Here is a 25,019-nt window from a genome sequence, read left to right on the forward strand (position 1 = left end):
GTCGGCGGGGTTGGCCACGGTGCCCCTGATCTCTTCTTAGCCGGCAAGTCGTCCTGGTCTTCGACCCTGCCGTGCCGGAGGACTGTCGTCGTCGACAGGGCGCCGGGACACTAGCGCGAGCCGGTGCAGTCAGCTGTCGCCGAAGTCGTACTCGTAGAGCGCTCCGCTGGCGCCCAGTGCGAGCAACTGTTGCAGAAGCAATCCTCCTCAGGCGGGAAGACCCGACGGGACGGCTAGCGCCAGGAGTGCCCGGAACATCACCGGACGCGTCTCTGCAGGGATGGACCGGCAGGAACGCAACCAGCTAGTACTGCGGTGCCCCCAGGCGTCCCAGCCTTGCGTTGCGGGTCGCAACACTTAGGGCAAACCTGACAAGGTAATCATTGAGCTGTATGGATGCCTGCTGGGCGGCTTCTGCGTCCCGGGCCAGGATTGCCCGCAGCAGCTGCAGGTGCATCCCCTTCCCTGCCCGCACTTCTTCGGCGGCATCAACAACATGAGCCAGCCAGAACCGCCTGGACAGCCCCTGCAGCGGGGTCATGGCATCACCCAGGTACTCGTTGTGTGCAGCTTCGCAAAGTATGCGGTGCGTCGCCCGGACGGCCCGAACGTAGTCCTCCAGATCGTGGATGTCTGCCAGCTCCTCGGTGAGTGCCTCAATGCCGGCGAGTTGGGCGGTGGTCGCCCTTTCACATGCCAACGCCACCGCAAGAGCCTCCATGGCCCTGCGGACTTCGAGCCGCCGGAGTTGTTCATCCACCGAATTCGCCGGGATCTCGATCCCCCGGCCGGGCCTGATGCGGACCAAATGGTCCCGGTCCAGACGCTGGAGAGCTTCCCGCAGCGGCGTCCGTCCGAGCCCGACCTCCTCCACCAGTCCGGCCTCTGTATGGAAGGTCCCCGGTTCCAGCCGCCCGGTCTCGATCATCTCGGCAAGCAATAAATACGCGTCGTCAGCCTTCGTCATCCCACTCCCCTTCCCCTACAGGCTACACAATAGGCACGCGCATACTCTTGATATATTCCGAATATATACTCTACGCTGAGGGTGTAGCAGTGATCCCCACCACATGGAGAATGTCGTGAAGTACAACCCGGCCACCGAGCCCAGCCCCTTGCCTTACTCCCCTTTCAAGAGCTGCACTGTCCCCCGTCCCATCGGCTGGCTCTCCAGCGTGAGCACGACCGGCGTGGAGAACATCGCGCCCTACAGCCAGTGGCAGAACTTGACCTTTGACCCGCCGATGGTGATGTTTTCGGCCAACCAATACCCGGACGGGCGCCGGAAAGACACAGTCATTAATGCTGAGAGCACCGGCTGGTTCGTCTGGAACATGGCGACCTACCCGTTGCGTGAAGCTGTGAACAAGTCCGCCATGGCCCTCGGTCCTGAGGAAAGCGAATTCGAGCATCTGGGGCTGACGCGCACCTATGCAGAGAACTTCCCGGTCCCGATGGTGCAGGAGAGCCCGGTTAAGTTCGAATGCAAGTACCACTCCACCCACCGCATCCCCGGGGCCTCCGCGGTCGGAACGGTCGATATCATCTTCGCCACTGTCGAAACGGTGCACATCGATGATGAAGTCATCACGGTTGACGGCAGGCTGGACATCAAAAAAATTGAGCCCATCGCCCGTCTGGGATACTTCGATTACACCGTGGTGCGCGAGACATTTGAGATGCGCGTGCCCGGAGCGGACCAGGACGCCCAGATGGGTCTGGAAGGACGGGCAGCATGACCAACCACAGCAGCTCCACCCGGGCGGCCGCGGGACCGCTGCCTGAGACCACCGCAGCGGATAAGAGCAAAAGGTTCAGGGACCTCATCGCCGTCAACTTCGGCAACACCCTGGAATGGTACGACTGGACGATCTATTCGATCTTCGCCCCCTATTTCGCCGTCCAGTTCTTCCAGCCCGACAACCCCACCTCCGCGCTGCTGTCGACACTTGCCGTGTTCGCCGTCGGCTTCGTGACCCGGCCCCTGGGCGGGTTCCTCTTCGGCGCGTACGCCGACCGTGCCGGCCGCCGCAAGAGCTTGACCGTCGCCATGATGCTCACAGCCTTCGGCAGCATCGCCATCGCCATCGCACCAACCTACGGCTCCGTTGGGGTCCTGGCGTCCGTGCTCCTGCTCGTCGCCCGTCTCCTGCAAGGCCTGGCCCACGGCGGCGAAATGGGCACCTCCGTGACCTACCTGGTCGAACGCGCCCCCAAGGGGCGACGCGCACTTTTCGGCAGCACGTCCTGGGTCAGCGTCGTCCTCGGAACCATACTCGCCACCATCACCGGCCTGATCCTGAACTCCAGCCTCCCCTCGGACGACATGAAAGCCTGGGGCTGGCGGATCGCCTTCGCCATTGGTGGCGTGCTCGGCCTCTACGCCCTTTACCTCCGCCGGCGGCTGACCGAGACCGACGCATTCGAGAAAGCCTCGCACTCCGACGGAAACGACCCCGATGCCGAGTCACTCCTGCCCGGCCAATCAGGTTCGGCCGGGCAGGTAAAGCGCGGCCTGCTTCACTACTGGCGCTCAATCCTCATCGTCTTCGGCCTGTCAGCAGGCGGCTCAGTCATGTTCTACACCTGGCTGATCTACATGCCTACCTACGCACAAGTCCACTACAAACAGGATGCTTCCAGCGCACTGGTCGCCAGCCTCATCGCCCAGGTATTCTTCCTCGGGGCCGTCCTGGGCGCAGGGTGGCTCGGAGACCGCATCGGACGCAAACCCCTGGTCATCGCCTTCGGCGCAGCTTTCGTCCTGCTGACCATTCCGATCTACAACCTCGTCGACGGGACCTTCGGAACCCTGCTCCTGGCCATGCTGGCAGCACTGACAGCCATGGCCCTGCTCTTCGGAGTCAACGGCGCAGTCTGGGCAGAAGTATTCCCCACCAAAGTCCGCGCCGCCGGAGTCGCGGGCCCCCTTTCCTTCGCCACAGCCATATTCGGCGGAACCGCACCCTACGTAAACACAGCCCTCGGCCAGGCAGGCCACCAGGACTGGTTCCTCTTCTACCTCGTAGGAGTCGCCGCCATCACCCTGATCACCGGCCTACTCATGCGCGAAACCAAAAACAACAGCCTCGTCCGTGGGGCATAACACAGTCCCCAAACCTGCCCTTCCGGAAAGCGCTGGGGACGTGCAGACGTCCCCAGCGCTCTCCAAACGCTCCGCCTGGGAAGACACCAAACTCGGGCGCGGCGGAGTTTGCAGGCCCAACGCCTCCTCGAGGTCCACCTTCCCGATCCCGATTCGGGCGCTTCCGCAGCGGCAGATCAATCTCCCCTAACCGCTGTGACCGCCATCCCTCTTGGTTCCGCTACCGCCAACAAGTCAAACAATCAGGTGAACCACAATGAAGCAGCGAACCGATCCCCAGCCTGACCGCATGTGTGCCTCTTCCCGGGGCAGCCGTTGGCAGGAGGCACCCCCCATGACACAGGACCTTGTACCAACCAGCTATGACGGTGCCCTGTTCCCCGACATGGAGGAATAACTTCCCGCACCGGGTGGACTGCCATTTGGGTTGGCACTCCCGCAGTTTCCCTGAGTCACTGACATCAGACCCGGTGAAGGCGGTTCAGTCTCCCGCGTCCAAAAACAAAGTCACAAGTCAGTTCACACTTACTTCCTTAAGGAGCCACCATGGCACCCGCCGATTTCACCACCGGTGCCCGCCCGGTCAAAGCAGCCCGCGGCACCGTGCTCACCGCAAAGTCCTGGCAGACCGAAGCCCCGTTGCGCATGCTGATGAACAACCTGGACCCCGAGGTCGCCGAGCGCCCGGATGACCTGGTGGTCTACGGCGGAACCGGCCGTGCCGTCCGCTCCTGGGCCGCATTTGACGCGATCACCCGCACGCTGGAATCCATGGAAAAGGACGAGACCCTCCTGGTCCAGTCCGGCAAACCGGTCGGGGTGTTCCGCACCAACGAATGGGCGCCTCGTGTGCTGCTGGCCAACTCCAACCTGGTGGGCGACTGGGCCAACTGGCCCGAATTCCGCCGGCTCGAGGCCGAGGGCCTGATGATGTACGGCCAGATGACGGCCGGATCCTGGATCTACATCGGCACCCAGGGCATCCTGCAGGGCACCTTCGAGACCTTCGCCGCAATCGCCCGCAAGCTGACCGGAGACGAGAACGGCACCCTCGCGGGCACCCTGACCCTCACCGGCGGCTGCGGCGGCATGGGCGGCGCCCAGCCGCTGGCCGTGACCCTGAACGAGGGCGCCTGCCTCATTGTCGACGTCGACGAGACCCGCCTGCGCCGCCGCGTCGGCAAGCGCTACCTGGACGAGGTGGAAACCGATCTCGACGCCGCCATCGCCAAGGTGCTCAAGGCCAAGGAAGAGCGCCGCGGCTGGTCAGTGGGCTACGTGGGCAACGCCGCCGAAGTCTTCCCGGAGATCCTGCGCCGCCACAAGGCAGGCGAACTCACCGTGGACATCGTCACCGACCAGACGTCCGCGCACGATCCGTTGAGCTACCTGCCTGAAGGCATCTCGGTGGCGGAGTGGCACCGCGAAGCCGAGGCTGACCCGGAAGGTTTCACCAAGAAGGCCCAGGCATCGATGGCCAGGCACGTCCAGGCCATGGTGGAATTCCAGGACGCCGGCGCCGAGGTCTTTGACTACGGCAACTCCATCCGCGACGAAGCCCGCAAGGGCGGTTACGCCCGTGCGTTCGAGTTCCCCGGCTTCGTTCCCGCCTACATCCGCCCGCTGTTCTGCGAGGGGCTCGGCCCGTTCCGCTGGGTTGCCCTGTCTGGCGACCCGGAGGACATCCGCGTCACGGACGAAGCCATCAAGGAGCTCTTCCCGGACAACGCACACCTGCACCGCTGGATCGACGCCGCCCAGGAGCGGGTGGATTTCGAGGGCCTGCCGGCCCGCATCTGCTGGCTCGGCTACGGCGAACGCCACCAGGCCGGCCTGCTGTTCAACCAGCTCGTGAAGGAAGGGAAGGTCAAGGCTCCCATCGTGATCGGCCGCGACCACCTGGACTCCGGCTCCGTCGCCTCCCCCTACCGCGAAACCGAGGCCATGGCCGACGGCTCGGACGCCATCGCCGACTGGCCGCTGCTGAACGCCCTGCTCAACACCGCCTCCGGCGCCACCTGGGTTTCGCTGCACCACGGCGGCGGCGTGGGCATCGGCCGCTCCATCCACGCCGGCCAGGTTTCCGTCGCCGACGGCACCGACCTCGCCGCGCAAAAACTCGAACGCCTCCTCACCAACGACCCCGGCATGGGCGTCATCCGCCACGCCGACGCCGGCTACGACCGCGCCCTCGACGTCGCCCAAGAGCGCGGCGTCCGCATCCCCATGAATGAAAGCAGGTAAGGGATGAAGGACCGGGATTTTCGGGAACAGATGAGCAAGCAACCCCGAGCAACCCGGGAAGGCAAACAGGATGGTACCGAGCGCCCGCCAAGGAGCACCAATTGAACGGTCGGAGTCAGACCACGATGCGGTATCGAGGCCAGGGTGAAGAAACGCACTCTTTACGAGCAGAACCCCGAATTGAACTTTACTGAAGCCCGCGGAGCGAGAACCGGGGAGCACTGCCCGATGGAGGGATGGCGGGAGCATGTAGGCCGGACAGCTGCCTGGCAAGGCATCGCGAAGGGCAGCGTCCTGCAGACGGACAACAGCCCATCTGTGGGGTGGATGCTGGTCGCAAGCGAATCCAGGCACCCTCGGCCCAAGGACGGCCATTCTTTCCCGGGAGATACCATTGGCAGTTTCTAGCCCACCACTCATTCAGCGCGCTGGACGAAACCCGCAGCTTCCCTCGGGGAATAAACCCTGGCAAGCCCCCCGCATCGACAATCCCGAGACCGGATTCCCGGTTGCCGTCCTTCCGGCCGCCCTGCCTTATTGTGACGACGGCTGCCATTACTGCGAGGGACCGGAGACCGACTAGCCCCCGTAGAAGCGCCCGAGAATGCTTAGCCTCTTTAACAGAAAGAACCACCATGAACTCCTACCGATGCGATGACTGGGGCCGCTTTGTGGGCGCTGAAGTCGAGATCCGCAGGCGCGGCCGGTTAGTGCGGGCCGGAGTCGTTGACGCCGTCGCCGCCGACGTCGCAATGCTGTGGCTGGCGGCGGACGGCGCAGAAAGCCGAAGGATCTTCGAAGCAGCAGAAGGATTCGAAGTGTGGGCTGATTCCCACGACCTGCCGGAGAAGCGCCGTCCCGCGGCGATCAGCCAACAGGCGACAATGCCGGCGCCTGAGGCTGCGAGGACCAAATGCCCGAGATGATGACGAGCAACAGCACAAGCCACTGCCGCCAGGTTGCCACGAGATGACTTACACCTACAGGAGCAAAGCAGGTTCCGAACAGCGGGCGGTGCGCGACAGGCAGAAACTCCACCAAGGACTCATCATCCAGGGCCAAGGCCTGGCCCGCATCTCCAGCAGACTTAGCAGTCTGCGAGGCGAGCTGGACTCAGGAATTGCACAAGCTATCTGGGACGATGTGCCCGTGCACGTAGTCGCTTGCGCAGCAGGTGTGACCCCCGCCAAAGCAAGATCCCTCGCGTTGGCCTGGGAAGAACTCCCCACTCCGGCGTCACCGCCAAATCCCACGTTCAAAGCCTCAGCGCCGTTAGCCAGCAGGCCAACAAACTCGAGGCCGTACGAGGGGAATTACAAAAGCAACAGGAACAGCTCATCGTCAGAGCGCTTGAAACGGGACTACTCGACCCAGCACAGCTGGCGACGGCTTCCGGCCTCACCCTCGAACAGATCAGCATTCTGGCCCGCGCAACACGCCACAACAAGCCTCTGACACGACCCGCCCCGGGTCCTGAAAATTTGGCGCCTGCGGGCCTGACACCGAACCTCATGGAAAACCTAGGAGACGAGAAGAACCAGTGACAACGACCTCAGCTTCGCCCGAGGCACCGCAACAAGGCCCTTACGTGTTGGATTCGACCGCGTCGGCAGATCCCCGTGCCGGAGCGGTGAGGGCCGGTGCAGGTGAGCTTCCCGCTTGGCAGCTGACCAAATCCGCAGGACACGTCATCGTCGACTCGCTCGTTGCCCATGGCGTCACGCGCGCTTACGTCGTTCCCGGCGAGAGCTTCCTCGACGTCCTCGACGGGCTCCACGATTCGCCCATAGACACCGTCGTGTGCAGGCATGAGGGCGGTGCCACTTACATGGCTGAAGCTGACGGCAAAATGAAACAGCTGCCGGGCGTCGCCATGGTGACCCGCGGCCCGGGTGCAGCGAATGCACACGTTGGCCTGCACACCGCTTGGCAGGACTCCACTCCCCTGGTGCTCTTCGTGGGCCTCATCCCGTTCGCGCACAGGGACCGGGAAGCCTTTCAGGAGTTCGATATCAAGGCATGGTTTAACAGCGGCGCCAAGCGGGTGATGGTGCTTGATCACGCCGAACGAGCCTCCGAAATCGTTGCTGAAGCCATGTTCGCAGCCATGAGCGGGCGCCCCGGCCCTGTTGTGGTCGGTCTTCCCGAAGACGTCATCCGCGAGCACGTTGACCCGGCAGTGCATCCGGTCATACCCGTCGCCACGGGCGGAATGACGACGGCGGACGCAGCTGCAATAACCGCAGCACTGTTCAGATTCCACGAAGCCCTTGTTCGTCACCGGTGGCAATGACTGGTCCCAGGCGGCCGCCGATAAGCTCACGGCCTGGCTGGAGAAGCACCATCTCCCCGCAGCCGCAGAATGGCGGACGCAAGGGACCGTCCCCTTCGACTCCCCATCATACGTCGGGCCAATCGGTTACGGCCGGCCACGCCCCACCTATGATCTCCTGGAAGAAACCGACCTGCTGATATTCGTCGGCACAGTGCCCGGCGATGTCATCACCGACGGTTTTGTCTGCCGGCAGGACTGGAACAAGAAGAATTTTCTCGTCACGATCGACTCCTCCCTGCGCGGACGATCCGGCCCGGTCTCCTGGCAGATCGTGGCGAAACCTGACGTCTTCATCCGCGACCTTGTCGAGATCGAGCTCCCGGTGAAAGAAGAATGGAAGGCCTGGACATCCCGCATGCGCAAGGAACAGGAAGCCTTCGCTGCTCTGCCACCTGCCGCTCCAGGCAACGGTCCGGCACGAATGGACACCCTCATGGCCAACCTCGTCCCCACGCTTCGCCATGACGCCATGGTCACTTTCGGCGCCGGGGAACATACCAACTGGGCCCACCGGTACTTTCCTACCCGCCGTTACGCCTCCATGCTCAGCGCACGCAACGGATCCATGGGGTACTCGGTGCCCTCAGCGATCGCCGCCTCCCTCGAAACACCCGGACGACGGGTCATTACCATCGCCGGCGACGGCGAATTCCTCATGAACGGGCAGGAACTGGCCACCGCAGCACAATACGGAGCCACTCCCCTGGTTGTCGTGATGGACAACCAGGAATACGGAACCATCCGCACCCACCAGGAACGCCACTACCCGGACCGCGTCTCCGGAACCCAGCTGAAGAACCCGGATTTCGCCCTGATGGCCCAAGCCTTCGGCGGCCTCGGCATAAGAGTCGAACAAGATCACGATATCCCGCAGGCCCTCACCGCAGCCCTCAAAGCCATAGACGATGACAACGTATTCGCACTCATCCATCTCATCGTCGAACAACGCGTCAAAGCGTACTAACACCCCCCTTGCCGATCCTGGACCGTTCCGGAATCGACCACATCACTGGAACATCCAGCACATTAGCCTCCGCCGACCCTGACGCCGGACAGCACTCCCCTTCCTCCTCACAGGGACCCATGAAAACCGCTAGGGTTTCCCAACCTCGCAACTGAGAGGCTCCTGATTCAATCTTCAAAGGGCCACTGCAGAGGGACCTTGAAGGCTCATACCGCGTGCCCAAAAAGAACGAAAGTCTCAATGGAAAGCACGCGCGCTCTGCCGGACCTGGAGAAGTCACCAATGTTCCCGACCATGCCCGCCGCCCTCTCGGTACGAGTCGAGAGGGCAGGCGGATGAGATTACTTGATCCTGCTTACCGGTAAAAAGCGAATACATCGCGATTCACTGTCAATAAAACGGAACTTCGCGCTATCTTGACGCACCGCCGTTCCCCGTCCGCCGGATAGGTTTCGCTCCGGACTCCCGCGGGATACGTGACTTTCAGCCCCCGAGCGCCGATGTGCTTGCTTGCTTGTCACCGTTCAACGTTCCGTCCGCCGTGAGGGTTGCCGCGGCGAGTTTCGGTGGATTCGTCAGGCGCCCCGTCACCTCTGCAAGACTGGCCGGCGTTTCGGTATTCGTCGCCCAAAGCGAGTCTGACCACTTGATCCCCCGGGAACTTCTTGCGCGCACCTGGTCCTACCTTCTCAACGATTCAGGGAAACAGACCTACGCCCGACGCGACCCCGGCGCCCACAACTTCACCCCTGACGCCGTCAACAAACTGAGCAGCTGGAGCACCGGACGGTTCCAGCCCATTTCCCGTGCCGCCCAGACGCGGCCGGGGAAATGAACGTCTTCCTCGGCGGGGCTTGCCGACCACCGCCAGAAGCTGGTCCCGGGGTATCGGCGGAGCAACACCCGAGGCGGGGTCGGACAACGTTCTGGCACGGCATGGCCTAGTTGCCGGTCGCTTCCTGTGCCTTCTTGTGGAACCATTCGATGTGCTCTTGCAGGAGTCGGGCCGCGAGTTCTCCGTCGCGTGCCTTGACGGCGTCGAAGATGCCGTGGTGTTGGGTGCGGAGTATGGAAATGACGTCCGGCCAGGCGTCCATGGCCTCCATGGCACCTTTCACGTACCCGACAATGGCACCGCTTAGGGATTCCATCATGGTCGCCACTACTGCATTGCCGGCAAGGGAGCTCAGCGTCACATGAAACCTGGCGTCCAGTTCATGGAAGGCTTCACGATTGATGTCTGGGTGGTCCATGGCGTGCAGTAGCTGAGCGGCCTGCTCCAGGTCTTCCTCACCGCCAACTCTTTTCGCGCCGGCCCGGGCTGTCCAGGTTTCGAGCAGGATGCGGGTCTCCACGATGTCTGCGACCGGAAGTGTGCTGCTGGCAACGTGCAGCCGGAGTGCGGACGATAGTCCGGCGGACGGGTCGGAGACGACGATTGCACCAGAGGTGGGTCCGGATCCGACGGAGCTTCGCAGTATTCCCATGGCGTCGAGGACGCGGATGGCTTCGCGCACTGAGGCCCGGGAGATGCCGTAGTTTTCGGCGAGTGTTCGTTCGCCGGGGAGGCGGTCGCCGACTTTGATTTTGCCCGAGCGCAGGTCCGCTTCGATGTCTTTAAGGAGCGCGTCATGGGTGCGACGGCGTGGGGTCGCTCCTGCGTCAACGGTTGCCACGGGCGGGTCGGTCCTTAATGCGCGGGGAGTGTGCGGGCATGCCTGCCCGCACACTCCGTACTGTTTGGGTTGGAACGCTAGGGCAGCATCCAGCCAAGGATGGGGGTGGACTGGAGGTAGGACAGCGTGCAGAGCACGAGCAGCAGCGCAACACTCCATCCCACTACTTTACGCAGGATCACGGATTCCTTGCCTTCAAGGTTGACCGAGGATGCGGCGATAGCGAGGTTTTGTGGGCTGATCAGCTTGCCGACGACGCCGCCGGAGGTATTGCCAGCCACGAGAAGGTTTGGATCGATTCCGGCCTTCAGGCCTGCGGTCTGCTGGAGCTTGCCGAACAGGGCGTTGGCTGAAGTGTCAGAGCCGGTGACTGCCGTGCCGATCCACCCCAGGACCGGTGAGAGGAATGCGAAGAAGGTGCCGGTGCCGGCCAGCCAAGTGCCGATGGAAATCGTCTGCCCGGAGAAGTTCATGACATAAGCCAAGGCGAGGACCGTGATGATCGTCAAACCTGCCCAGCGCATCCGGTAAATGGTGTTCCAAATCTCCTTTACCGCATCTCCAATCGTGATGCGGTAGCGGCCACCGTCGTTGTACTTGGAATACACGGCGGCGACGATTAGGCCTGTGAGCAACAGCAGGGTGCCCGGGGTGGAGAGCCACTGGAATGAGTAGACGGTGGATGAGATGGGCTTGCCCTCGGCACTGACGAGGGCGTCGTGCAGGATCGGCCACGGGATCTTGATATCGGTCGAGGCGAGGAATGCGGGGACGTTCACGCCAAGTTTCCACAGCTTTGCGATGCCGAAGACGACGATCACGAGGAAGTACGGGAACAGGGCCAGCCAGGTGCGCCTGGGGGTCAGGCGGTCTTCGGCGGTATCTGCGGTGGCGACAGCTGAGCCCCGGCGTGAGCCGCCGCCTGCCGTGGCGGAGGCTGCCTTCTCGGCTGCCTCAGCGAGCACGCCCAGGCGTTCGCGTGCGGCATTGCTGCCCTTGGGCGTCCAGACGCGGAAGAACAGTACGGCCGCGCCGAGCCCGGCGAGGGAGGCGACGATGTCGGTGAGTTCGTAGGAGAAGTAGTTCGAGCAGAGGAACTGGGCAACGGCGAAGGAGAAGCCGACAACGAGCGCGGCGGGCCAGCAGTCCTTGAGGCCCTTGCGGCCGTCGAGGATGAAGAGCAGGATCAGCGGCACGATGGTGGCCAGCAGCGGTGCCTGGCGTCCGACGATGGAGGCAATGTCCGTGGCCTGAAGCCCGGTGAGCCCGGCGGCGGTGGTGATCGGGATGGCCATGGCGCCGAAGGCGACCGGGGCGGTGTTGGCGACCAGCACGGCGGCAGCGGCACGCAGCGGAGGCAGTCCGAGAGCGAGCAGCATGGTCGCGGTGATCGCGACCGGGGCGCCGAATCCTGCGAGGGCCTCGAGCAGGCCGCCGAAGCAGAAGGCGATCAGGACCGCCTGCAGGCGCACGTCGCCTTTACCGATCACGTCAAAGACGCGGCGGAGGTCCTCGAAGCGTCCGCTGAGGACGGTGACCTGGTAGAGCCAGACGGCCATGATGACGATCCACAGCACGGGGAAGGCGCCGAAGACCCCGCCCTGGGTGGCGGACAGCAGCGCCAGGCCGGCCGGCATCTGGAACGCCACGATGCCGACGAGCAGGGCCGCCAGCAGGGCGAAGGCCCCGGCGATATGGGCCCTGGTTTTGACGACGGCGAGCAGGATGAAGAAGGTCAGCAGCGGCAGCAGGGCGACGATGGCCGACCAGGCGATGCTGTTGAGCACCGGGTCGGTGCTGGGGGTGAACTGGTCCACGGAGTTCCTCCACATTGAGGGGGCGACAGGGGGAGTATGGTCTGACCTCTGTGGTCGGACCAGTAGAGTGTAGCGCACATCTCCCCCGATTGTGAGCCCCTTCACTTGAGCATCGGTTGTTGCCAGTGGCGCCGGTCACGTGGTCTACTATGGTCAGACCACAACCCCTTAGCCCGAAAGGCTGTCATGCGAATCGCTTTGTTCGCTACGTGCATCGTGGATGCGATGTACCCCGCCACGGCGCGGGCCACCGTAAAGATTCTGGAGAGGCTGGGACACGAGGTCGTGTTCCCGTCCGGCCAGGCCTGCTGCGGGCAGATGCACGTTAACAGCGGCTACATCAAGGAAGCCGTCCCCGTCATCGCCAACCACGTGAACGCCTTCGACACCGAGGACTACGACGTTGCCATCGCCCCTTCGGGGTCCTGCGTCGCGTCCGTAAAGCACCAGCACCCCATGGTCGCCCGCGCCTGCGGCGACAAGGACTTGGAAGCCCGGGCCACCGCAGTCGGCGCCAAAACCTACGAACTGTCCGAACTCCTCGTGGACGTCCTGGGCGTCACAGACGCCGGTGCGCAGCTGGGCTCCTACTTCCCGCATCGGGTCACCTACCACCCCAGCTGCCACGGCATGCGCCTGCTGCGGCTGGGTGATCGGCAGTCCCGGCTGCTGGCCACCGTGCAGGGAATCGACATGGCAGAGCTGCCCGAAGCGGACCAGTGCTGCGGGTTCGGTGGCACGTTCTCGATGAAGAACGCCGATGTCTCCTCGGCCATGCTGGAGGACAAGACGGCCAACATCGCCTCAACCGGCGCCAGCCTGTGCGCCGGCGGGGACGCCTCCTGCCTGATGCACATCGGCGGCGGCCTCTCCCGGCAGGGCAGTGACGTCGCCACCCTGCACCTGGCCGAAATCCTTGCAAGCACCGTTGAGGAGCCCGCGGCCGTTAGCGGCGATGTGCTCGTCTCCATCGGAAAGGCAACACGATGAGCACCTTCCTTGGCATGCCCTCCCTGCCCGTCTACGGCACAGGCAACCTGCACGCCTCCCAGTCCTTCCCAAAGGCGGCCCACCGGGAGCTTGGCAACGCCCAGCTCCGGGCCAACCTTGGCCACGCCACCCACACGATCCGGGACAAACGGCTCAACGTGGTCTCGGAACTGCCTGACTGGGAAAATCTACGCGACGCCGGCTCCGCCGTCAAGGAATCTGTGATGGCCCGCCTGCCCGAGCTGCTGGAACAGTTCGAGGCGAACTTCACCGCCCGCGGCGGCGTGATCCACTGGGCCAGGGACGCCGATGAGGCCAACGAAATCGTGGCCGGGCTGATCCGGGCGACCGGGGAAACCGAAGCGGTCAAGATCAAGTCCATGGCCACCCAGGAAATCGGCCTCAACGAGTACCTCGAAGAACAGGGCATCGCCGCCTATGAGACCGACCTCGCCGAGCTGATCGTTCAGCTGGACCACGACAAGCCCAGCCATATCCTGGTCCCGGCAATCCACAAAAACCGCACCCAGGTACGGGACATTTTCCTCCGCGAAATGGAGGGCGTGGACCCTGAGCTGACCAACGACCCCGCACGCCTTGCCGGCGCCGCCAGGGCGCACCTGCGCCGGAAATTCCTCACCGCCAAGGTCGCCGTCTCCGGTGCCAACTTCGCCCTCGCAGATTCCGGTACCCTCGCCGTCGTTGAATCCGAAGGCAACGGCCGGATGTGCCTGACCCTGCCCGAGACTCTGATCACCGTGATGGGCGTGGAGAAACTCCTGCCCACCTGGCAGGACCTTGAAGTGTTCATGCAGCTTCTCCCGCGGTCATCAACTGGTGAGCGGATGAACCCCTATACCTCCCTCTGGACCGGCGTCACCGAAGGAGACGGCCCAGAACGTCCACCTGGTTCTGCTGGATAACGGCCGCAGCGCTGCCCTGGCCGATGAAATGGGCCGCTCGGCACTGCACTGCATCCGGTGCAGCGCTTGCATGAACGTCTGCCCCGTCTATGAACGCACCGGTGGCCACGCCTACGGGTCAACGTACCCTGGCCCGATCGGGGCGATCCTCTCACCCCTGATGACCGGCATCCAGGCCGAGGAGAACAACTCGCTGCCTTATGCGTCCTCGCTGTGCGGGGCCTGCTACGACGCCTGCCCCGTCAAGATCAACATCCCCGACATCCTGGTGCACCTGCGCAGCGTGGACGTGGACAGCAAACGCGGGAAAAAGAAGATCCCCACCCAGATGGACATCGGCATGAACGCCGCATCCTGGGCGCTGTCCTCCGGCAAACGGCTGGGCATGCTTGAAAAAGGCCTGCCACTGGGACGCCTGGCGGCCGGCCCGGACAAGAAAATCACCAAACTGCCCGGCATCGCCGCCGGCTGGACGCAAAGCCGTGACATCCCGGCCCCGCCCAAGCAATCCTTCCGCGACTGGTGGAAGAAGGAACACCACGCCCCGGACACCGCCCCCGCCGCAGCCTACAACCAGGAAGACCAGCCATGAGCGCCCGCGAAGAGATCCTCGACCGGATCCGCACCGCCCTAAAAGACACCCCCGAGGTTCCCGTTATCCCTCGTGGGTACCGGGCCTCGAGCCAGTTGGACGAAGCCGAACTGATCGAGCTGCTGGTGGACCGCCTGATCGACTACAAAGCCCGGGTCTCCATCGTGGACACCGCGGACGTTCCTGCCAAGATTGCAGAACTCCTCGCCGGGGCCGGCAGCTACGTTGTGCCAGCCGGGCTGGACGCCGGCTGGCTCACCGGACCGGAACTCGAACAGGACAGCCGGCGGCGCACGGACTCGGTGACCGCGCCACTGAGCGTCGCCGAGCTCGATGGGATCGACGCCGTCGTGACGGGAAGCGCCGTGGCCGTCGCCGAGACCGGGACCATCATCCTGGACGGCAGCCCCAACCAGGGCCGCCGCGCTATCACCCTCGTCCCGGACCACCACATCTGTGTTGTGAAAGTCGCCGACATCGCCGGGATCCTGCCCGAGGCCCTGGGCCGAATCAACGGCACCAGGCCTTTGACCATGATCAGCGGGCCCAGCGCCACCAGTGACATCGAACTGGAACGGGTTGAGGGAGTTCACGGCCCCCGCACACTCGACGTCATCATCGCCCGCTAAAACTACGGGGGCGCGGCCGGCATCCAGGCCGTGCCCCCACAGTGCCGGCGCCCACCCGTTCACCACCGCCGCCGAACGAAAGGCACCCCCATGCCCGTCTACCGCCACGACACCTGGAACACTCTCCGCGGCGCGGCCGTGGAAATCCGAAAAAACGGGACCACTATTCGCACAGGGCTCGTCGAAGACGTCATGCCCGATTCCTCCGCCCTGTGGATCGCCGCCCACGGGCTGACAGGCCGCGTACTCATCGAAGCCGCTGAAGGACACGAAGTGTGGGTGGAACCAAAGCAACTAAAAGGTACCCGCGCCTACCGCATGACCTGGTCCGCGCTTCACCCCGACCCGGCCGGTACCGGCGTGAAGGCCCCACCCACGGACGGCTGCGCTACCACATGCGTACAGCAGTAACGGAAAGAGCATGACCAACGGGTTCCTCTGACTTGTCTACTTCCTCTCCGACAGCACCGGCATCACCGCGGAAACCCTCGGCAACACCTTGCTGAGCAGATAGGCATCACGCTCAAACCCAGCGGCCGGCCAGTACCGACTGAGGCTGGTGCTGGTCCGTGATGGTGCAATCAGCTTCTGAGATTGAGTGCAGGCGGCTTCTGGAAGGGACATTAGGTCCGGAATCTCGTGTGAATAGGCAACACCCCGAACCGGCGTCCGGGGTGCCTGGCCAGGGAGGATACGCCTGTCGCCGGAGTTCACGACAGTCCTTTCGAAACTGTAGAGGTGTAGAACATTACATCGCCAGCCCCTGTCCCAAGAGATGTCCATCAGGCCCCTGATTCTTTGGACTATTTCGATGATTGTCGGTGCACTGCACCCGGGTTTCCTGCCGCTCCTCATGTCAGGTTGGCTTCTGAGAGCATCATGGAGCGACTGTCAATGAAACCGAATTTCGCCCTATTCTGACGCCGAAGTTGATGGGCGCGGTGTGTAGCGGACGCTCCTAGGGTTTCTGTTCCATCGGGCACGACCCGATGGCTACTGACGGCTTTTTGCGTGGACCGTATCGGTGGCGCCAGATGACCATCCTGCGTTTTCCTCCGGCACAAGGATCAGATCGAGGTAGCCCTTGAGGATGCCGGGCACGTCCACGGTGTCAGGATTGAGGAGCCACTCGGTTTGAATTCCTTCCCATAGAGCCACGATGGTAGGTCCCGCGACATCAGGGTCGACGCCCGGCCTGAGCCGGCCAATGCTCGCCAGATACCGCAGTTCCCCGCTGTATTCCTTCCGGAGGCGGGCGAAGCGCTGGACGAAGTAGTTGCGGGCGGGGTGGTCCTCAGTTGTGGCTTCCCCGGAGAGTACGGAGTAGAGCTCTACGAGGTGGGGAAGCCCTTCATTGTGCTCCGCCTGCCGCACGATGGTTTCGGCAAATCGCTCCCGTGTTCCCGGGGTGCTCGTAGATATCCGGTCACGGTACTCGAGCACCGCAACAAGCAGCTGCGCTTTGGTGGGGAAATGGTGCAGGAGCGTCGTCTGACTAATTCCTGCCCGGTCCGCAACGTCCTGGATACTGCCGCCGTTGTAACCCCGTGACCCGAAGACCTCTACCGCAGCTTCAAGAATTTGCCGTTGACGCTCAGCGGTCTTGGCGTAGGGGCCGCGCGGTCCTGAGCGTGCGTTCGCCTTCTTAGTCATGTAATCCAGTCTAATTTCATGAAAGCCGAGCATTCACTCGGGTTTCATGTTAGCCTTGTCACGTCGGGCCATCCGGCTCCGGTGCCGCGTCCGCGGCGCTGACCATAACGAAGTGGGACTCATGCCATCTTTGACACGACGACAACTCCTTTGCGGTGGGCTCGGCGCCTCCGCCCTCGCCCTTCTCACCGGATGCGCCACTCCGGGAACTGTTTCCGTCAATACCGCACCTGCAATTCCTGCCGCCAGTGCCGGTGAGAAAGTGACCCTCACGTACTGGTCCTGGCTCAAGAACGTCCAGAAGGTTGCTGACATCTGGAACGCCAGCCACCCGAACGTCCAGGTCGAGACGGTATGGATCCCCAGCGGCAACCGCGGCGGGTACTCCAAGCTTTACGCCGCGCTAGCGGCCGGCGGCGGCCCTGACCTAGCGCAGGTTGAAATGCGCACGGTCCCCGAGTTCATGCTCGTCAACGGGCTCGTGGATCTCTCGCGCTACGGTGCCCGTGACTATGCGAACCGTTACGACCCCGCACTGTGGAGCCAGGTGAGTTTCTCCGGGGGTGTCTACGGCATCCCCCAGGATTCGGGGCCAATGGCCACGTTCTACCGCCCGGACGTCTTGGCTAAAGTAGGCGCCTCTGCCCCAGCGACGTGGGAGGAGTGGGCAGCCGTCGGGCAGGAGCTGCGCAGTGTCGACGCTTATATCGACTGTTTCTCCCTCGCGGACACCTCCTACTTCGTGTCTTTTGCCGCGCAGGCTGGTGCCCGCTGGCTGCGTCCAGCCGAGGATGGATGGGTCATCAACATGACTGACGATTCAACGCTGAAGGTCGCGCGGTTCTTTGACCGGGCCATCGATGACGGCATCGTTACTACCGCTTACGGCCCCTTTACTCCCGGCTGGTACGCGGCGGCCTCGAGCGGGGAGTTCGCCTCGCTAACGAGCGGCAGCTGGGCCGATGCGCTCGTACAGAGCGTCAGCGGCGGAGCTGGAAAGTGGCGTGTGGCGCCCATGCCCATCTGGGACTCAACGGGATATGGGTCGAGTTACCTTGGCGGGTCTACCGCGGCTGTCCTGGCTAACAGCAAACACCCCCGCGAGGCCCTTGAGTTCGCTGTCTGGATGACGTCCACTCAGGCCGGCATCGACGCCGAGATCGCCAACAGTGGCATCGGATGGTCGCCCGTGCCGGGCATGATCGGTGCCGCGCGTGAGAAGCCATCCGACTTTTTCGGGGGGCAAAACTACAACCAGAACGTCATCGTGCCAGCGAGTAAGTCGCAGAACATGGACTGGTCTTGGTGGCCCGTCACCACGCAGTCCTTCAACATTTTGAGCGACGGGTTTCGTCGTAAGGCATCGGGCACGAGCTTCGTCGACACCGTAGTGGCTGCCGAGCAACAGATCATGACCGCCTTCAGGAACAAGGGCCTGACGATTAGGAAGGAGCAGGCATGAGCACCGCCGCAGAAACAGCACATCCGGCAGTACCCAGGCGGGAGGGCCGTGACCGGGCAAGGCAACAGCGTCGTGCCGTCACCAGCGCACCCTGGATCCTGCTCGCACCCTTCCTGGCACTCTTCGCCCTCACGTTCATCTTCCCGATCATCGCTGCGGTCGGTTCAAGCTTCACAAAAGTGACCCGCAGTGGCCTCTTCGGCGAAACGGGCGTCCACTCCGGGTTTGCGGGTTTCGAAAACTATGCCCGCGCACTCGGAGACGGAAGCTTTGTCGCCTCGATCGGCCGGGTGCTGCTCTTCGGCATGGTCCAGGTCCCTGTCATGATCGCCCTTTGTACGGTTCTTGCGCTCCTACTGGAGTCAGCCTCGGCTAAGTGGCCCGGTTTCTTCCGCGCCGCGTATTTCATGCCTTACGGCGTGCCGGGTGTCATCGCGACCATCCTCTGGTCGTTTCTTTACGTCCCGGGCCTGAGCCCGCTGGTGGACGCGGCCGGGTCTGTGGGCCTCACCGTGAACTTCCTTGGCCCGGATACCGTGCTGTGGTCCATCGCCAACATCGTTACGTGGAGCTACACGGGCTACAACATGCTGATCGTCATAGCCCAGCTCAAGGCAATTCCCAGTGAGGTTTATGAAGCTGCGCGCGTGGACGGTGCCGGACCTTTCCGGGTCGCGTGGACAATCCAGCTGCCGCTCATCCGGCCCGCCCTCGTGCTCACCACGGTGTTTTCCATCATCGGCACGCTTCAACTGTTCGCCGAGGCCCAAGTCCTCCAGACTGTTGCGCCGGCCGTCAATAGCCAGTACACCCCGAACCTGTCCGCCTACACTACTGCCTTTGCGTACAACGACTACAACGTCGCCGCCGCCCAGGCCGTGCTCATCGCCCTCGCGGCTTTCATCCTCTCCTTCACCTTCCTCCGGTTCACGAACAGGAAGTCCTCATGACTGCTGCCACCCCCACCCTTAGCCAGCCGCAGAACATCGCCGAGAAGCCGCCTGTGACCCGTCGTCGGCGCCCCGACTCCACAACCATTCTCGTCACCGGGCTGCTTGTCGTCGCAGCGCTCTATTTCCTGGTCCCGGTCTACTGGGTGGTGGTCGCCGCGACAAAGACCAGCGGTGACCTCTTCGCCACCAACGGGTTCCTGTTCGCCCCGCACTTTGTCTTGTGGGACAACCTGGCGAACGTCCTCGCCTACGGGGACGGCATCTTCGTGCGCTGGTTCCTCAACTCAATTCTGTATGCAGGAGTGGGCGCAGTCGCCGCGACGTACTTCGCCGCCGCAGGCGGTTACGCCCTGGCCAAATACAACTTCCGGGGCAACAGTTTCATCTTCGGGCTCATCCTCGGCGGCGTTCTCGTCCCCGGCACCGCCACGGCCCTGCCCCTGTTTCTGTTCTTCAGCCAGCTCGGTATCGCCAACACGTACTGGAGCGTCCTGCTACCCTCCCTCGTTTCGCCGTTCGGCCTGTTTCTGTGCCGGGTCTACGCGCAGGCAACCGTGGATCCGGCATTGTTGGAGGCTGCCCGCATCGATGGTGCGGGCGAGTTGCGTATCTTCCATTCCGTGGGACTGCGCGTTCTCACTCCCGCCCTCGTGACGGTGTTCTTGTTCCAGCTTGTGGGCATCTGGAATAACTACTTCCTGCCGCTCGTGATGCTCTCCGACTCGAAACTGTTCCCCATCACGGTCGGTCTGAACAACTGGCTTAGCCAGGCCGACCGACTCCCCGAGTTCTACCAGCTGACCACCGGCGGCGTACTGCTGTCTGTCATCCCGCTGGCCATCGCCATGATCGTCCTTCAGCGTTTCTGGCGTGGAGGCCTCACAGAAGGAGCCGTCAAATGATCCCGAACCCAGCGGAGGCAACAGCCTCCACCGCTTACGTCACCGACCCGGGCCCGGGAGAAGGACGGCGGGTACCTGCCCGTTCCTGGCTTCACACCGACGCCCCGTCCCTGTCCCTCGACGGGCAATGGCGATTCCGGCTCCTCAACGGAGTCCCCGGAACGCCCGGCGGCCGGGGGGTCTTGCCCCGGGGGGAAGCCGCAGACGCGATGGCCGCCGCGGAGTACGACGACACTACGTGGGAGTCGCTCACCGTGCCCTCCCACTGGGTGCTTCAGGGCGACGGATCGTACGGCCGCCCGATCTACACCAACGTGCAGTTCCCCTTCCCCATCGACCCGCCGTTCGTCCCCGACGAGAACCCCACCGGAGACTACCGCCGCACGTTCGAACTGCCCGCCGACTGGAAGACCAACGACTCAGCCGGCGACGGCCGCATCGTCCTGCGCTTCGACGGCGTCGAATCCCGGTACAAGGTATGGGTCAACGGCACAGAAATCGGGTGGGGCGCCGGCAGTCGCCTCGCCCAGGAGTTCGACGTCACCGACGCCGTCAGCGTTGGCACCAATACGATCGCAGTCCGCGTCCATCAATGGTCCGCTTCCAGCTACCTCGAAGACCAAGACCAGTGGTGGCTCCCTGGAATTTTCCGGTCAGTGACCCTCCTGTCCCGCCCGGCCGGCGGCATCGAGGACATCTGGCTCAGGACCGGCTACAACGACGGGGCCGGGATTATAGAACCGGAAGTTAAGGCGACGCCGTCCTCATACCCTGTTCGCCTCCGCGTACCCGAGCTCGGCATCGACGTCGAGTGGGCTAACCCCGCCGATGTTGCACCCGTGGCGGTTTCTGCCGTCGAACCCTGGACCGCCGAAACCCCAAGGCTCTACGACACGACGGTGGCGAGCAAGACCGAAACTGTGTCACTGCGGATCGGCTTCCGCACCGTTGAAATCGTTGGAGACCAGTTCCTGGTCAACGGACGCAAGGTCGTGTTCCACGGTGTCAATCGCCACGAGACCCACCCCACGCTCGGCCGCGTCTTCGATGAAGACTTCGCCCGCGATGACCTCGCGCTCATGAAGCGCTCCAACGTCAATGCAATCCGTACCAGCCACTACCCACCCCACCCAAGGCTGCTCGAACTCGCAGACGAGATGGGCTTCTGGGTCATCCTCGAGTGCGACCTCGAGACTCACGGGTTCGAGCGGCACGACTGGGCCCGGAACCCGAGTGACGAGAAGATGTGGCGCGAGGCGTTCCTTGACAGGATCGAACGGACTGTGGAGAGGGACAAGAACCGCCCCTCGATCGTCATGTGGTCCCTCGGCAATGAGTCCGGCACAGGGCAGAATCTCGCCGCCATGTCCGCATGGGTGCACGCACGTGATGCAGGCCGACCTGTCCACTACGAAAATGACTACGCCGGCGCGTACACCGACGTGTACTCCCGCATGTACGCGACCCTGCCCGAGGTGGAGACGATTGGGCGCGACGGCGACACCACGCCGCTGCTGGGCTGTTCCCCTGCCGAGGGGGCACGGCAGCGGAGCAAGCCGTTTGTTCTGTGCGAGTACGTCCACGCGATGGGCAATGGCCCCGGGAACATATCGCTGTATGAGGACCTGGTCACGAAATACCCGCGGCTGCACGGCGGGTTCGTGTGGGAGTGGCGCGACCACGGTATCGCCGCCCGTACCGCGGACGGCACCGATTACTTCGCCTACGGCGGCGACTTCGGCGAGGAAATCCATGACGGCAACTTCGTCCTCGACGGCCTCGTCCTCTCCGACTCGACCCCCTCTCCGGGACTGTATGAATTCAAGGCCGTCGTGGCGCCAGTGGGACTTACCTTTGAAGGGCTCGAGCCGGGCGGCAAGCCCCTGGTCCGGGTGGCAAACCTGCGACACAGCGCTGATCTGGGAGACCTGATCTTCCGCTGGCGCCTTGAAGATAACGGCGAACCAGTCGCCTCCGGTGAGCTCACCGTCGATGGGCTCGACGGCGGTCCTCTCGCCCCTGGCGCTTCAGCCTCAGTGCCCCTCCCAGTGTCCGCGGAAGGATGCACGGGAGAGGTATGGGTGACCGTCGAGGCCGTCCTCGCGCAGGATGCCGGGTGGGCGCCTTCCGGGCACGAAGTCGCCTCGGCGCAAGGCCGCCTCGCGTTACCCGCGACGCGCCCGCTGCCGTTCGCTGCCGGGCTCCCGGGCCGAGCTTGGCGGCAAGGGGAAAGCGCTGGGCTCCTGGAGCTCGGACCGGCAGTCTTCGATCAAGGGCGACTCGTTACACTCGCGGGCCTCCCTGTCGATGGGCCCCGCCTTGAACTGTTCCGGGCTCCCACGGACAATGACCGCGGCGAATCCCGGGGCGGATACATCGACACCGACCCCTGGGCACCAGACGCAGACGGAATCCCCGGCGTAGGAACTCCCGGGCCTTCGTCGGCAGCACGCTGGTACAAAGCCGGACTGGACCGGCTGCACGGGCGCGTTGAGGCAGTCGAAGTGCTCGATGAACGGGCCCTCCGTGTCCGCACCCGGTACGCCGCGGCGGACCAGGTCCGCACCGTCACCGTCGAGGAGCAATGGATCCTCGATTCCGAAGGTCTGTGGCTGCGGGTGGACATTCTTCCGTCCTCCGATTGGGACGGCGTTTGGCCCCGCGTCGGGGTCCGGTTCGGGCTACCCACCCACGTGGACGCAGCGTCATGGTTCGGGCTGGGCCCACACGAGTCCTACCCGGACAGCCTCGAAGCTGCGCATGTAGGACGGTACGCCGCCGGGATCGATCAGCTCGCCGTGCCATACGCGCGGCCGCAGGAGAGCGGTCACCGCGGGGGTCTTCGTTCGCTCAGCCTGCTCCGGGGCTCAGAACCGTGGATACGGTTCGACGCGTTCCCGGATGCACGGGGCCGCCTGCCGGGCTTCACCTTGAGCCGCTACACGGCCCAGGAGCTGGCCGCAGCTGGACACCCGCACGAGCTGCCTCTTGCCACGCGCTCATGGCTATATCTCGACGCGGCTCAGCACGGGCTCGGCACCCGCTCGTGTGGCCCCGATGTTCGGCCCGAGTCAGCGTTGGCGCCGGAGGCACGAACGCTGACCTTCCGCCTGGGGGCCCCCAAATGACCAGCCTCGTAATGCCCAGTACGAGCACCGAAACCGTCCCGATCTCGGGTCGACAGACCACGCTGCGCTACGGCCCCTACACCGCCGAAATAGCCAGCGTAGGTGCAACGTTGCGCTCCTTGCGCCACAACGGCAGAGACCTGATTCTCCCCTTTTCGGAACATCAGGTCCGCCCCGCCTACCGAGGTGCAGTCTCGGCCCCTGGCCCAACAGGGTGATCGCAGGTCGATATGAATTCGAAGGCGTGGAATATCAGCTCGGTATCAACGAACCGAGCCGGGGCCATGCGCTCCATGGGTTACTGGCCTGGCAAGACCGGTGCCCCGTGGAATCCGACGAGTCCTCGGCAATTCTGTCCACCGTCATTCAAGCGCGGAGCGGTTACCCCTTCCGTTTGGACGTACAGGTGTCCTACCAGCTGGATCTTTCCGGGCTGCACACCACGGTTACAGCCACCAACACCGGCCCTGGCTCTGCACCTTACGGGGCGGCCGGACACCCATACCTGATCGCCGGCGAGGGCCGGGTCGACGACTGGATTCTCGAGCTGCCCGCAAGGAAAGTGCAGCAAGTCACGGCAGACCTTCTGGTACCAACGGGAGTAAGTGACGTTTCCGATGATCGACGCTACGACTTTGTGTCCCCCGACCTATCGGTTCCACAACACTAGACCATGCCTTTACCGACCTTGTACGTGACGATGAGGGCTACTCAACTGCACGCCTGACGACATGGGACGGGTCGGGAACTTCGATGACATGGGGCCGGGACTGTCCCTGGGTTCAGATACACACAGCCGACCTTCCGGATGTGGAATCCAGCAGAGCCGGCCTGGCGGTAGAACCAATGACCTGTCCGCCTAATGCCTTCAACACCAGGACAGACCTCATAGTCCTCCTCCCGTGGAGACGCTGGCCAAGCAGTACGTCGCTTCCGTCACCGGCAGCTCGGGACAGCTCTGCACCTCCCCCGGCCTGGTCTTCGTCCCCGCCGGCGAAGGTGGTGAGCGCTTCGCCGCAGCAGTCACCGGCGCCATCAGCGAACTGTCCGGCCAGACCATGCTTAGCGGAGGCATCGCCTCGGCCTGGCAGCACGGCCATGATGCCCTCGAAGCAGCAGCCGATGTGGAGGTTCTCGGCCGCGGCCAGAAGGGACCGGGAGAAAACGCACCGGCACCGGCCGTGTTCTCCGCCGAGCTGGATGTATTCATCAACAACCCCGTCCTGCACGAGGAAATTTTCGGCGCGGCATCCCTCGTGGTCCGCTACAAGAGCATCGAGGACCTGATCGAGGCAACCAGCAAGCTGGAAGGACAGCTCACCGCGTCCCTGCACATCACCGAGGACGACTACACCGCTGCCGCACGGCTCATCCCCACTCTGGAGCGCAAAGGTCGGCCGCATCATCGTCAACGGCTGGCCCACCGGCGTCGAGGTAGGCCACGCAGTGGTCCACGGCGGCCCCTTCCCGGCCACGTCCGATTCGAAGTCCACCTCCGTGGGATCGCTCGCTATCGACCGCTTCCTGCGCCCGGTGGCCTACCAAAACTTCCCCGACCAGCTCCGCCCCGCGGCACTGCAGGACGCCAACCCATGGAAAGTCAACCGGCTCATCGACGGCAAGCCTGAACAGTCCCGCTAGGAAC

The 25,019-nt window shown here is 63.8% G+C and carries 17 protein-coding genes and 3 pseudogenes; 16 read left to right on the forward strand and 4 right to left on the reverse strand.

Annotated elements, in window-relative coordinates; genetic code table 11:
* Positions 1-304: 304 nt before the first annotated feature.
* Positions 305-967, reverse strand: coding sequence for a GntR family transcriptional regulator (locus ACPEE0_RS19795; RefSeq protein ID WP_009357484.1), 663 nt, complete (start codon positions 965-967; stop codon positions 305-307).
* A gap of 115 nt (positions 968-1,082) precedes the next feature.
* Here ACPEE0_RS19795 and ACPEE0_RS19800 point away from each other — a divergent pair, with 115 nt between their 5' ends.
* From ACPEE0_RS19800 to ACPEE0_RS19825, 6 genes and pseudogenes are all read left to right on the forward strand, one after another.
* A complete protein-coding gene (locus ACPEE0_RS19800; RefSeq protein WP_035752437.1) occupies positions 1,083-1,739 on the forward strand; it encodes a flavin reductase family protein in 657 nt (218 codons plus the stop codon).
* Entirely contained in the window at positions 1,736-3,106 is a 1,371-nt protein-coding gene (locus ACPEE0_RS19805) for an MFS transporter (RefSeq protein WP_424575153.1), read from the forward strand. Before ACPEE0_RS19800 ends, ACPEE0_RS19805 begins: the two co-directional genes overlap by 4 nt.
* Before the next feature lie 546 nt (positions 3,107-3,652).
* Positions 3,653-5,350, forward strand: a complete 1,698-nt coding sequence (locus ACPEE0_RS19810; protein ID WP_009357487.1) for a urocanate hydratase — start codon at positions 3,653-3,655, stop codon at positions 5,348-5,350.
* Positions 5,351-5,985: 635 nt separating this feature from the next.
* Positions 5,986-6,276, forward strand: coding sequence for a hypothetical protein (locus tag ACPEE0_RS19815; RefSeq protein ID WP_009357488.1), 291 nt, complete (start codon positions 5,986-5,988; stop codon positions 6,274-6,276).
* Positions 6,277-6,980: 704 nt separating this feature from the next.
* A pseudogene (locus ACPEE0_RS19820) lies at positions 6,981-8,649 on the forward strand (thiamine pyrophosphate-dependent enzyme).
* 514 nt (positions 8,650-9,163) lie between these two features.
* Positions 9,164-9,484 carry a hypothetical protein gene (locus ACPEE0_RS19825; protein WP_193592507.1) on the forward strand — a complete coding sequence of 107 codons (321 nt, stop codon included), beginning with the start codon at positions 9,164-9,166 and terminating at the stop codon, positions 9,482-9,484.
* 106 nt (positions 9,485-9,590) lie between these two features.
* On the opposite strand, the gene ACPEE0_RS19830 is transcribed toward ACPEE0_RS19825, so the two are convergent.
* Both ACPEE0_RS19830 and ACPEE0_RS19835 read right to left on the reverse strand, forming a co-directional pair.
* Positions 9,591-10,325, reverse strand: coding sequence for a FadR/GntR family transcriptional regulator (locus ACPEE0_RS19830; RefSeq protein WP_424575154.1), 735 nt, complete (start codon positions 10,323-10,325; stop codon positions 9,591-9,593).
* A 77-nt stretch (positions 10,326-10,402) separates the two neighbouring features.
* The gene (locus tag ACPEE0_RS19835; RefSeq protein WP_424575155.1) at positions 10,403-12,142 is read right to left on the reverse strand and encodes an L-lactate permease; all 1,740 of its coding nucleotides are present in this window, start codon (positions 12,140-12,142) and stop codon (positions 10,403-10,405) included.
* Positions 12,143-12,328: 186 nt separating this feature from the next.
* Here ACPEE0_RS19835 and ACPEE0_RS19840 point away from each other — a divergent pair, with 186 nt between their 5' ends.
* The 4 genes and pseudogenes from ACPEE0_RS19840 to ACPEE0_RS19855 all read left to right on the forward strand — a co-directional run bounded on the left by ACPEE0_RS19840 (position 12,329) and on the right by ACPEE0_RS19855 (position 15,687).
* A complete protein-coding gene (locus tag ACPEE0_RS19840) occupies positions 12,329-13,132 on the forward strand; it encodes a (Fe-S)-binding protein (protein WP_354176573.1) in 804 nt (267 codons plus the stop codon).
* A pseudogene (locus ACPEE0_RS19845) lies at positions 13,129-14,647 on the forward strand (LutB/LldF family L-lactate oxidation iron-sulfur protein). The gene ACPEE0_RS19840 and the pseudogene ACPEE0_RS19845 overlap by 4 nt, the downstream one beginning before the upstream one ends.
* Positions 14,644-15,276 (forward strand): LutC/YkgG family protein, encoded by a 633-nt coding sequence (locus ACPEE0_RS19850; protein ID WP_009357496.1) that lies wholly within the window; start codon positions 14,644-14,646, stop codon positions 15,274-15,276. Before ACPEE0_RS19845 ends, ACPEE0_RS19850 begins: the two are co-directional and overlap by 4 nt.
* Before the next feature lie 90 nt (positions 15,277-15,366).
* Positions 15,367-15,687, forward strand: a complete 321-nt coding sequence (locus tag ACPEE0_RS19855; protein WP_407710310.1) for a hypothetical protein — start codon at positions 15,367-15,369, stop codon at positions 15,685-15,687.
* Between the two features lie 582 nt (positions 15,688-16,269).
* On the opposite strand, the gene ACPEE0_RS19860 is transcribed toward ACPEE0_RS19855, so the two are convergent.
* On the reverse strand, positions 16,270-16,929 hold the full coding sequence (locus ACPEE0_RS19860) for a TetR/AcrR family transcriptional regulator (protein ID WP_052014066.1): 660 nt from the start codon (positions 16,927-16,929) through the stop codon (positions 16,270-16,272).
* 121 nt (positions 16,930-17,050) lie between these two features.
* On the opposite strand from ACPEE0_RS19860, the gene ACPEE0_RS19865 reads away from it, so the two are divergent.
* The 6 genes and pseudogenes from ACPEE0_RS19865 to ACPEE0_RS19890 form a co-directional block, all read left to right on the forward strand.
* Complete coding sequence (locus tag ACPEE0_RS19865; protein WP_354176588.1) at positions 17,051-18,391, forward strand: ABC transporter substrate-binding protein; 1,341 nt, start codon at positions 17,051-17,053, stop codon at positions 18,389-18,391.
* Complete coding sequence (locus ACPEE0_RS19870) at positions 18,388-19,341, forward strand: carbohydrate ABC transporter permease (protein WP_009357499.1); 954 nt, start codon at positions 18,388-18,390, stop codon at positions 19,339-19,341. Before ACPEE0_RS19865 ends, ACPEE0_RS19870 begins: the two co-directional genes overlap by 4 nt.
* Positions 19,338-20,246, forward strand: coding sequence for a carbohydrate ABC transporter permease (locus ACPEE0_RS19875; RefSeq protein ID WP_009357500.1), 909 nt, complete (start codon positions 19,338-19,340; stop codon positions 20,244-20,246). Before ACPEE0_RS19870 ends, ACPEE0_RS19875 begins: the two co-directional genes overlap by 4 nt.
* Entirely contained in the window at positions 20,243-23,374 is a 3,132-nt protein-coding gene (locus tag ACPEE0_RS19880; protein WP_424575156.1) for a glycoside hydrolase family 2 TIM barrel-domain containing protein, read from the forward strand. Before ACPEE0_RS19875 ends, ACPEE0_RS19880 begins: the two co-directional genes overlap by 4 nt.
* A gap of 244 nt (positions 23,375-23,618) precedes the next feature.
* Positions 23,619-24,044 (forward strand): hypothetical protein, encoded by a 426-nt coding sequence (locus ACPEE0_RS19885; RefSeq protein ID WP_424575157.1) that lies wholly within the window; start codon positions 23,619-23,621, stop codon positions 24,042-24,044.
* Positions 24,045-24,276: 232 nt separating this feature from the next.
* A pseudogene (locus tag ACPEE0_RS19890) lies at positions 24,277-25,015 on the forward strand (aldehyde dehydrogenase family protein); the annotation flags it as partial.
* Positions 25,016-25,019 lie beyond the last annotated feature (4 nt).

This window comes from Arthrobacter sp. SD76, assembly GCF_049726125.1.
In the GTDB taxonomy this organism is placed as follows: Bacteria; Actinomycetota; Actinomycetes; order Actinomycetales; family Micrococcaceae; genus Arthrobacter; species Arthrobacter nitrophenolicus.

Coding starts and splice junctions, on each gene's coding strand:
- ACPEE0_RS19795 (WP_009357484.1), bottom strand. CDS start 967: ATGACGAAGGCTGACGACGCGTATTTATTGCTTGCCGAGATGATCGAG.
- ACPEE0_RS19805 (WP_424575153.1), top strand. CDS start 1,736: ATGACCAACCACAGCAGCTCCACCCGGGCGGCCGCGGGACCGCTGCCT.
- ACPEE0_RS19810 (WP_009357487.1), top strand. CDS start 3,653: ATGGCACCCGCCGATTTCACCACCGGTGCCCGCCCGGTCAAAGCAGCC.
- ACPEE0_RS19815 (WP_009357488.1), top strand. CDS start 5,986: ATGAACTCCTACCGATGCGATGACTGGGGCCGCTTTGTGGGCGCTGAA.
- ACPEE0_RS19840 (WP_354176573.1), top strand. CDS start 12,329: ATGCGAATCGCTTTGTTCGCTACGTGCATCGTGGATGCGATGTACCCC.
- ACPEE0_RS19850 (WP_009357496.1), top strand. CDS start 14,644: ATGAGCGCCCGCGAAGAGATCCTCGACCGGATCCGCACCGCCCTAAAA.
- ACPEE0_RS19855 (WP_407710310.1), top strand. CDS start 15,367: ATGCCCGTCTACCGCCACGACACCTGGAACACTCTCCGCGGCGCGGCC.
- ACPEE0_RS19860 (WP_052014066.1), bottom strand. CDS start 16,929: ATGACTAAGAAGGCGAACGCACGCTCAGGACCGCGCGGCCCCTACGCC.
- ACPEE0_RS19865 (WP_354176588.1), top strand. CDS start 17,051: ATGCCATCTTTGACACGACGACAACTCCTTTGCGGTGGGCTCGGCGCC.
- ACPEE0_RS19870 (WP_009357499.1), top strand. CDS start 18,388: ATGAGCACCGCCGCAGAAACAGCACATCCGGCAGTACCCAGGCGGGAG.
- ACPEE0_RS19875 (WP_009357500.1), top strand. CDS start 19,338: ATGACTGCTGCCACCCCCACCCTTAGCCAGCCGCAGAACATCGCCGAG.
- ACPEE0_RS19880 (WP_424575156.1), top strand. CDS start 20,243: ATGATCCCGAACCCAGCGGAGGCAACAGCCTCCACCGCTTACGTCACC.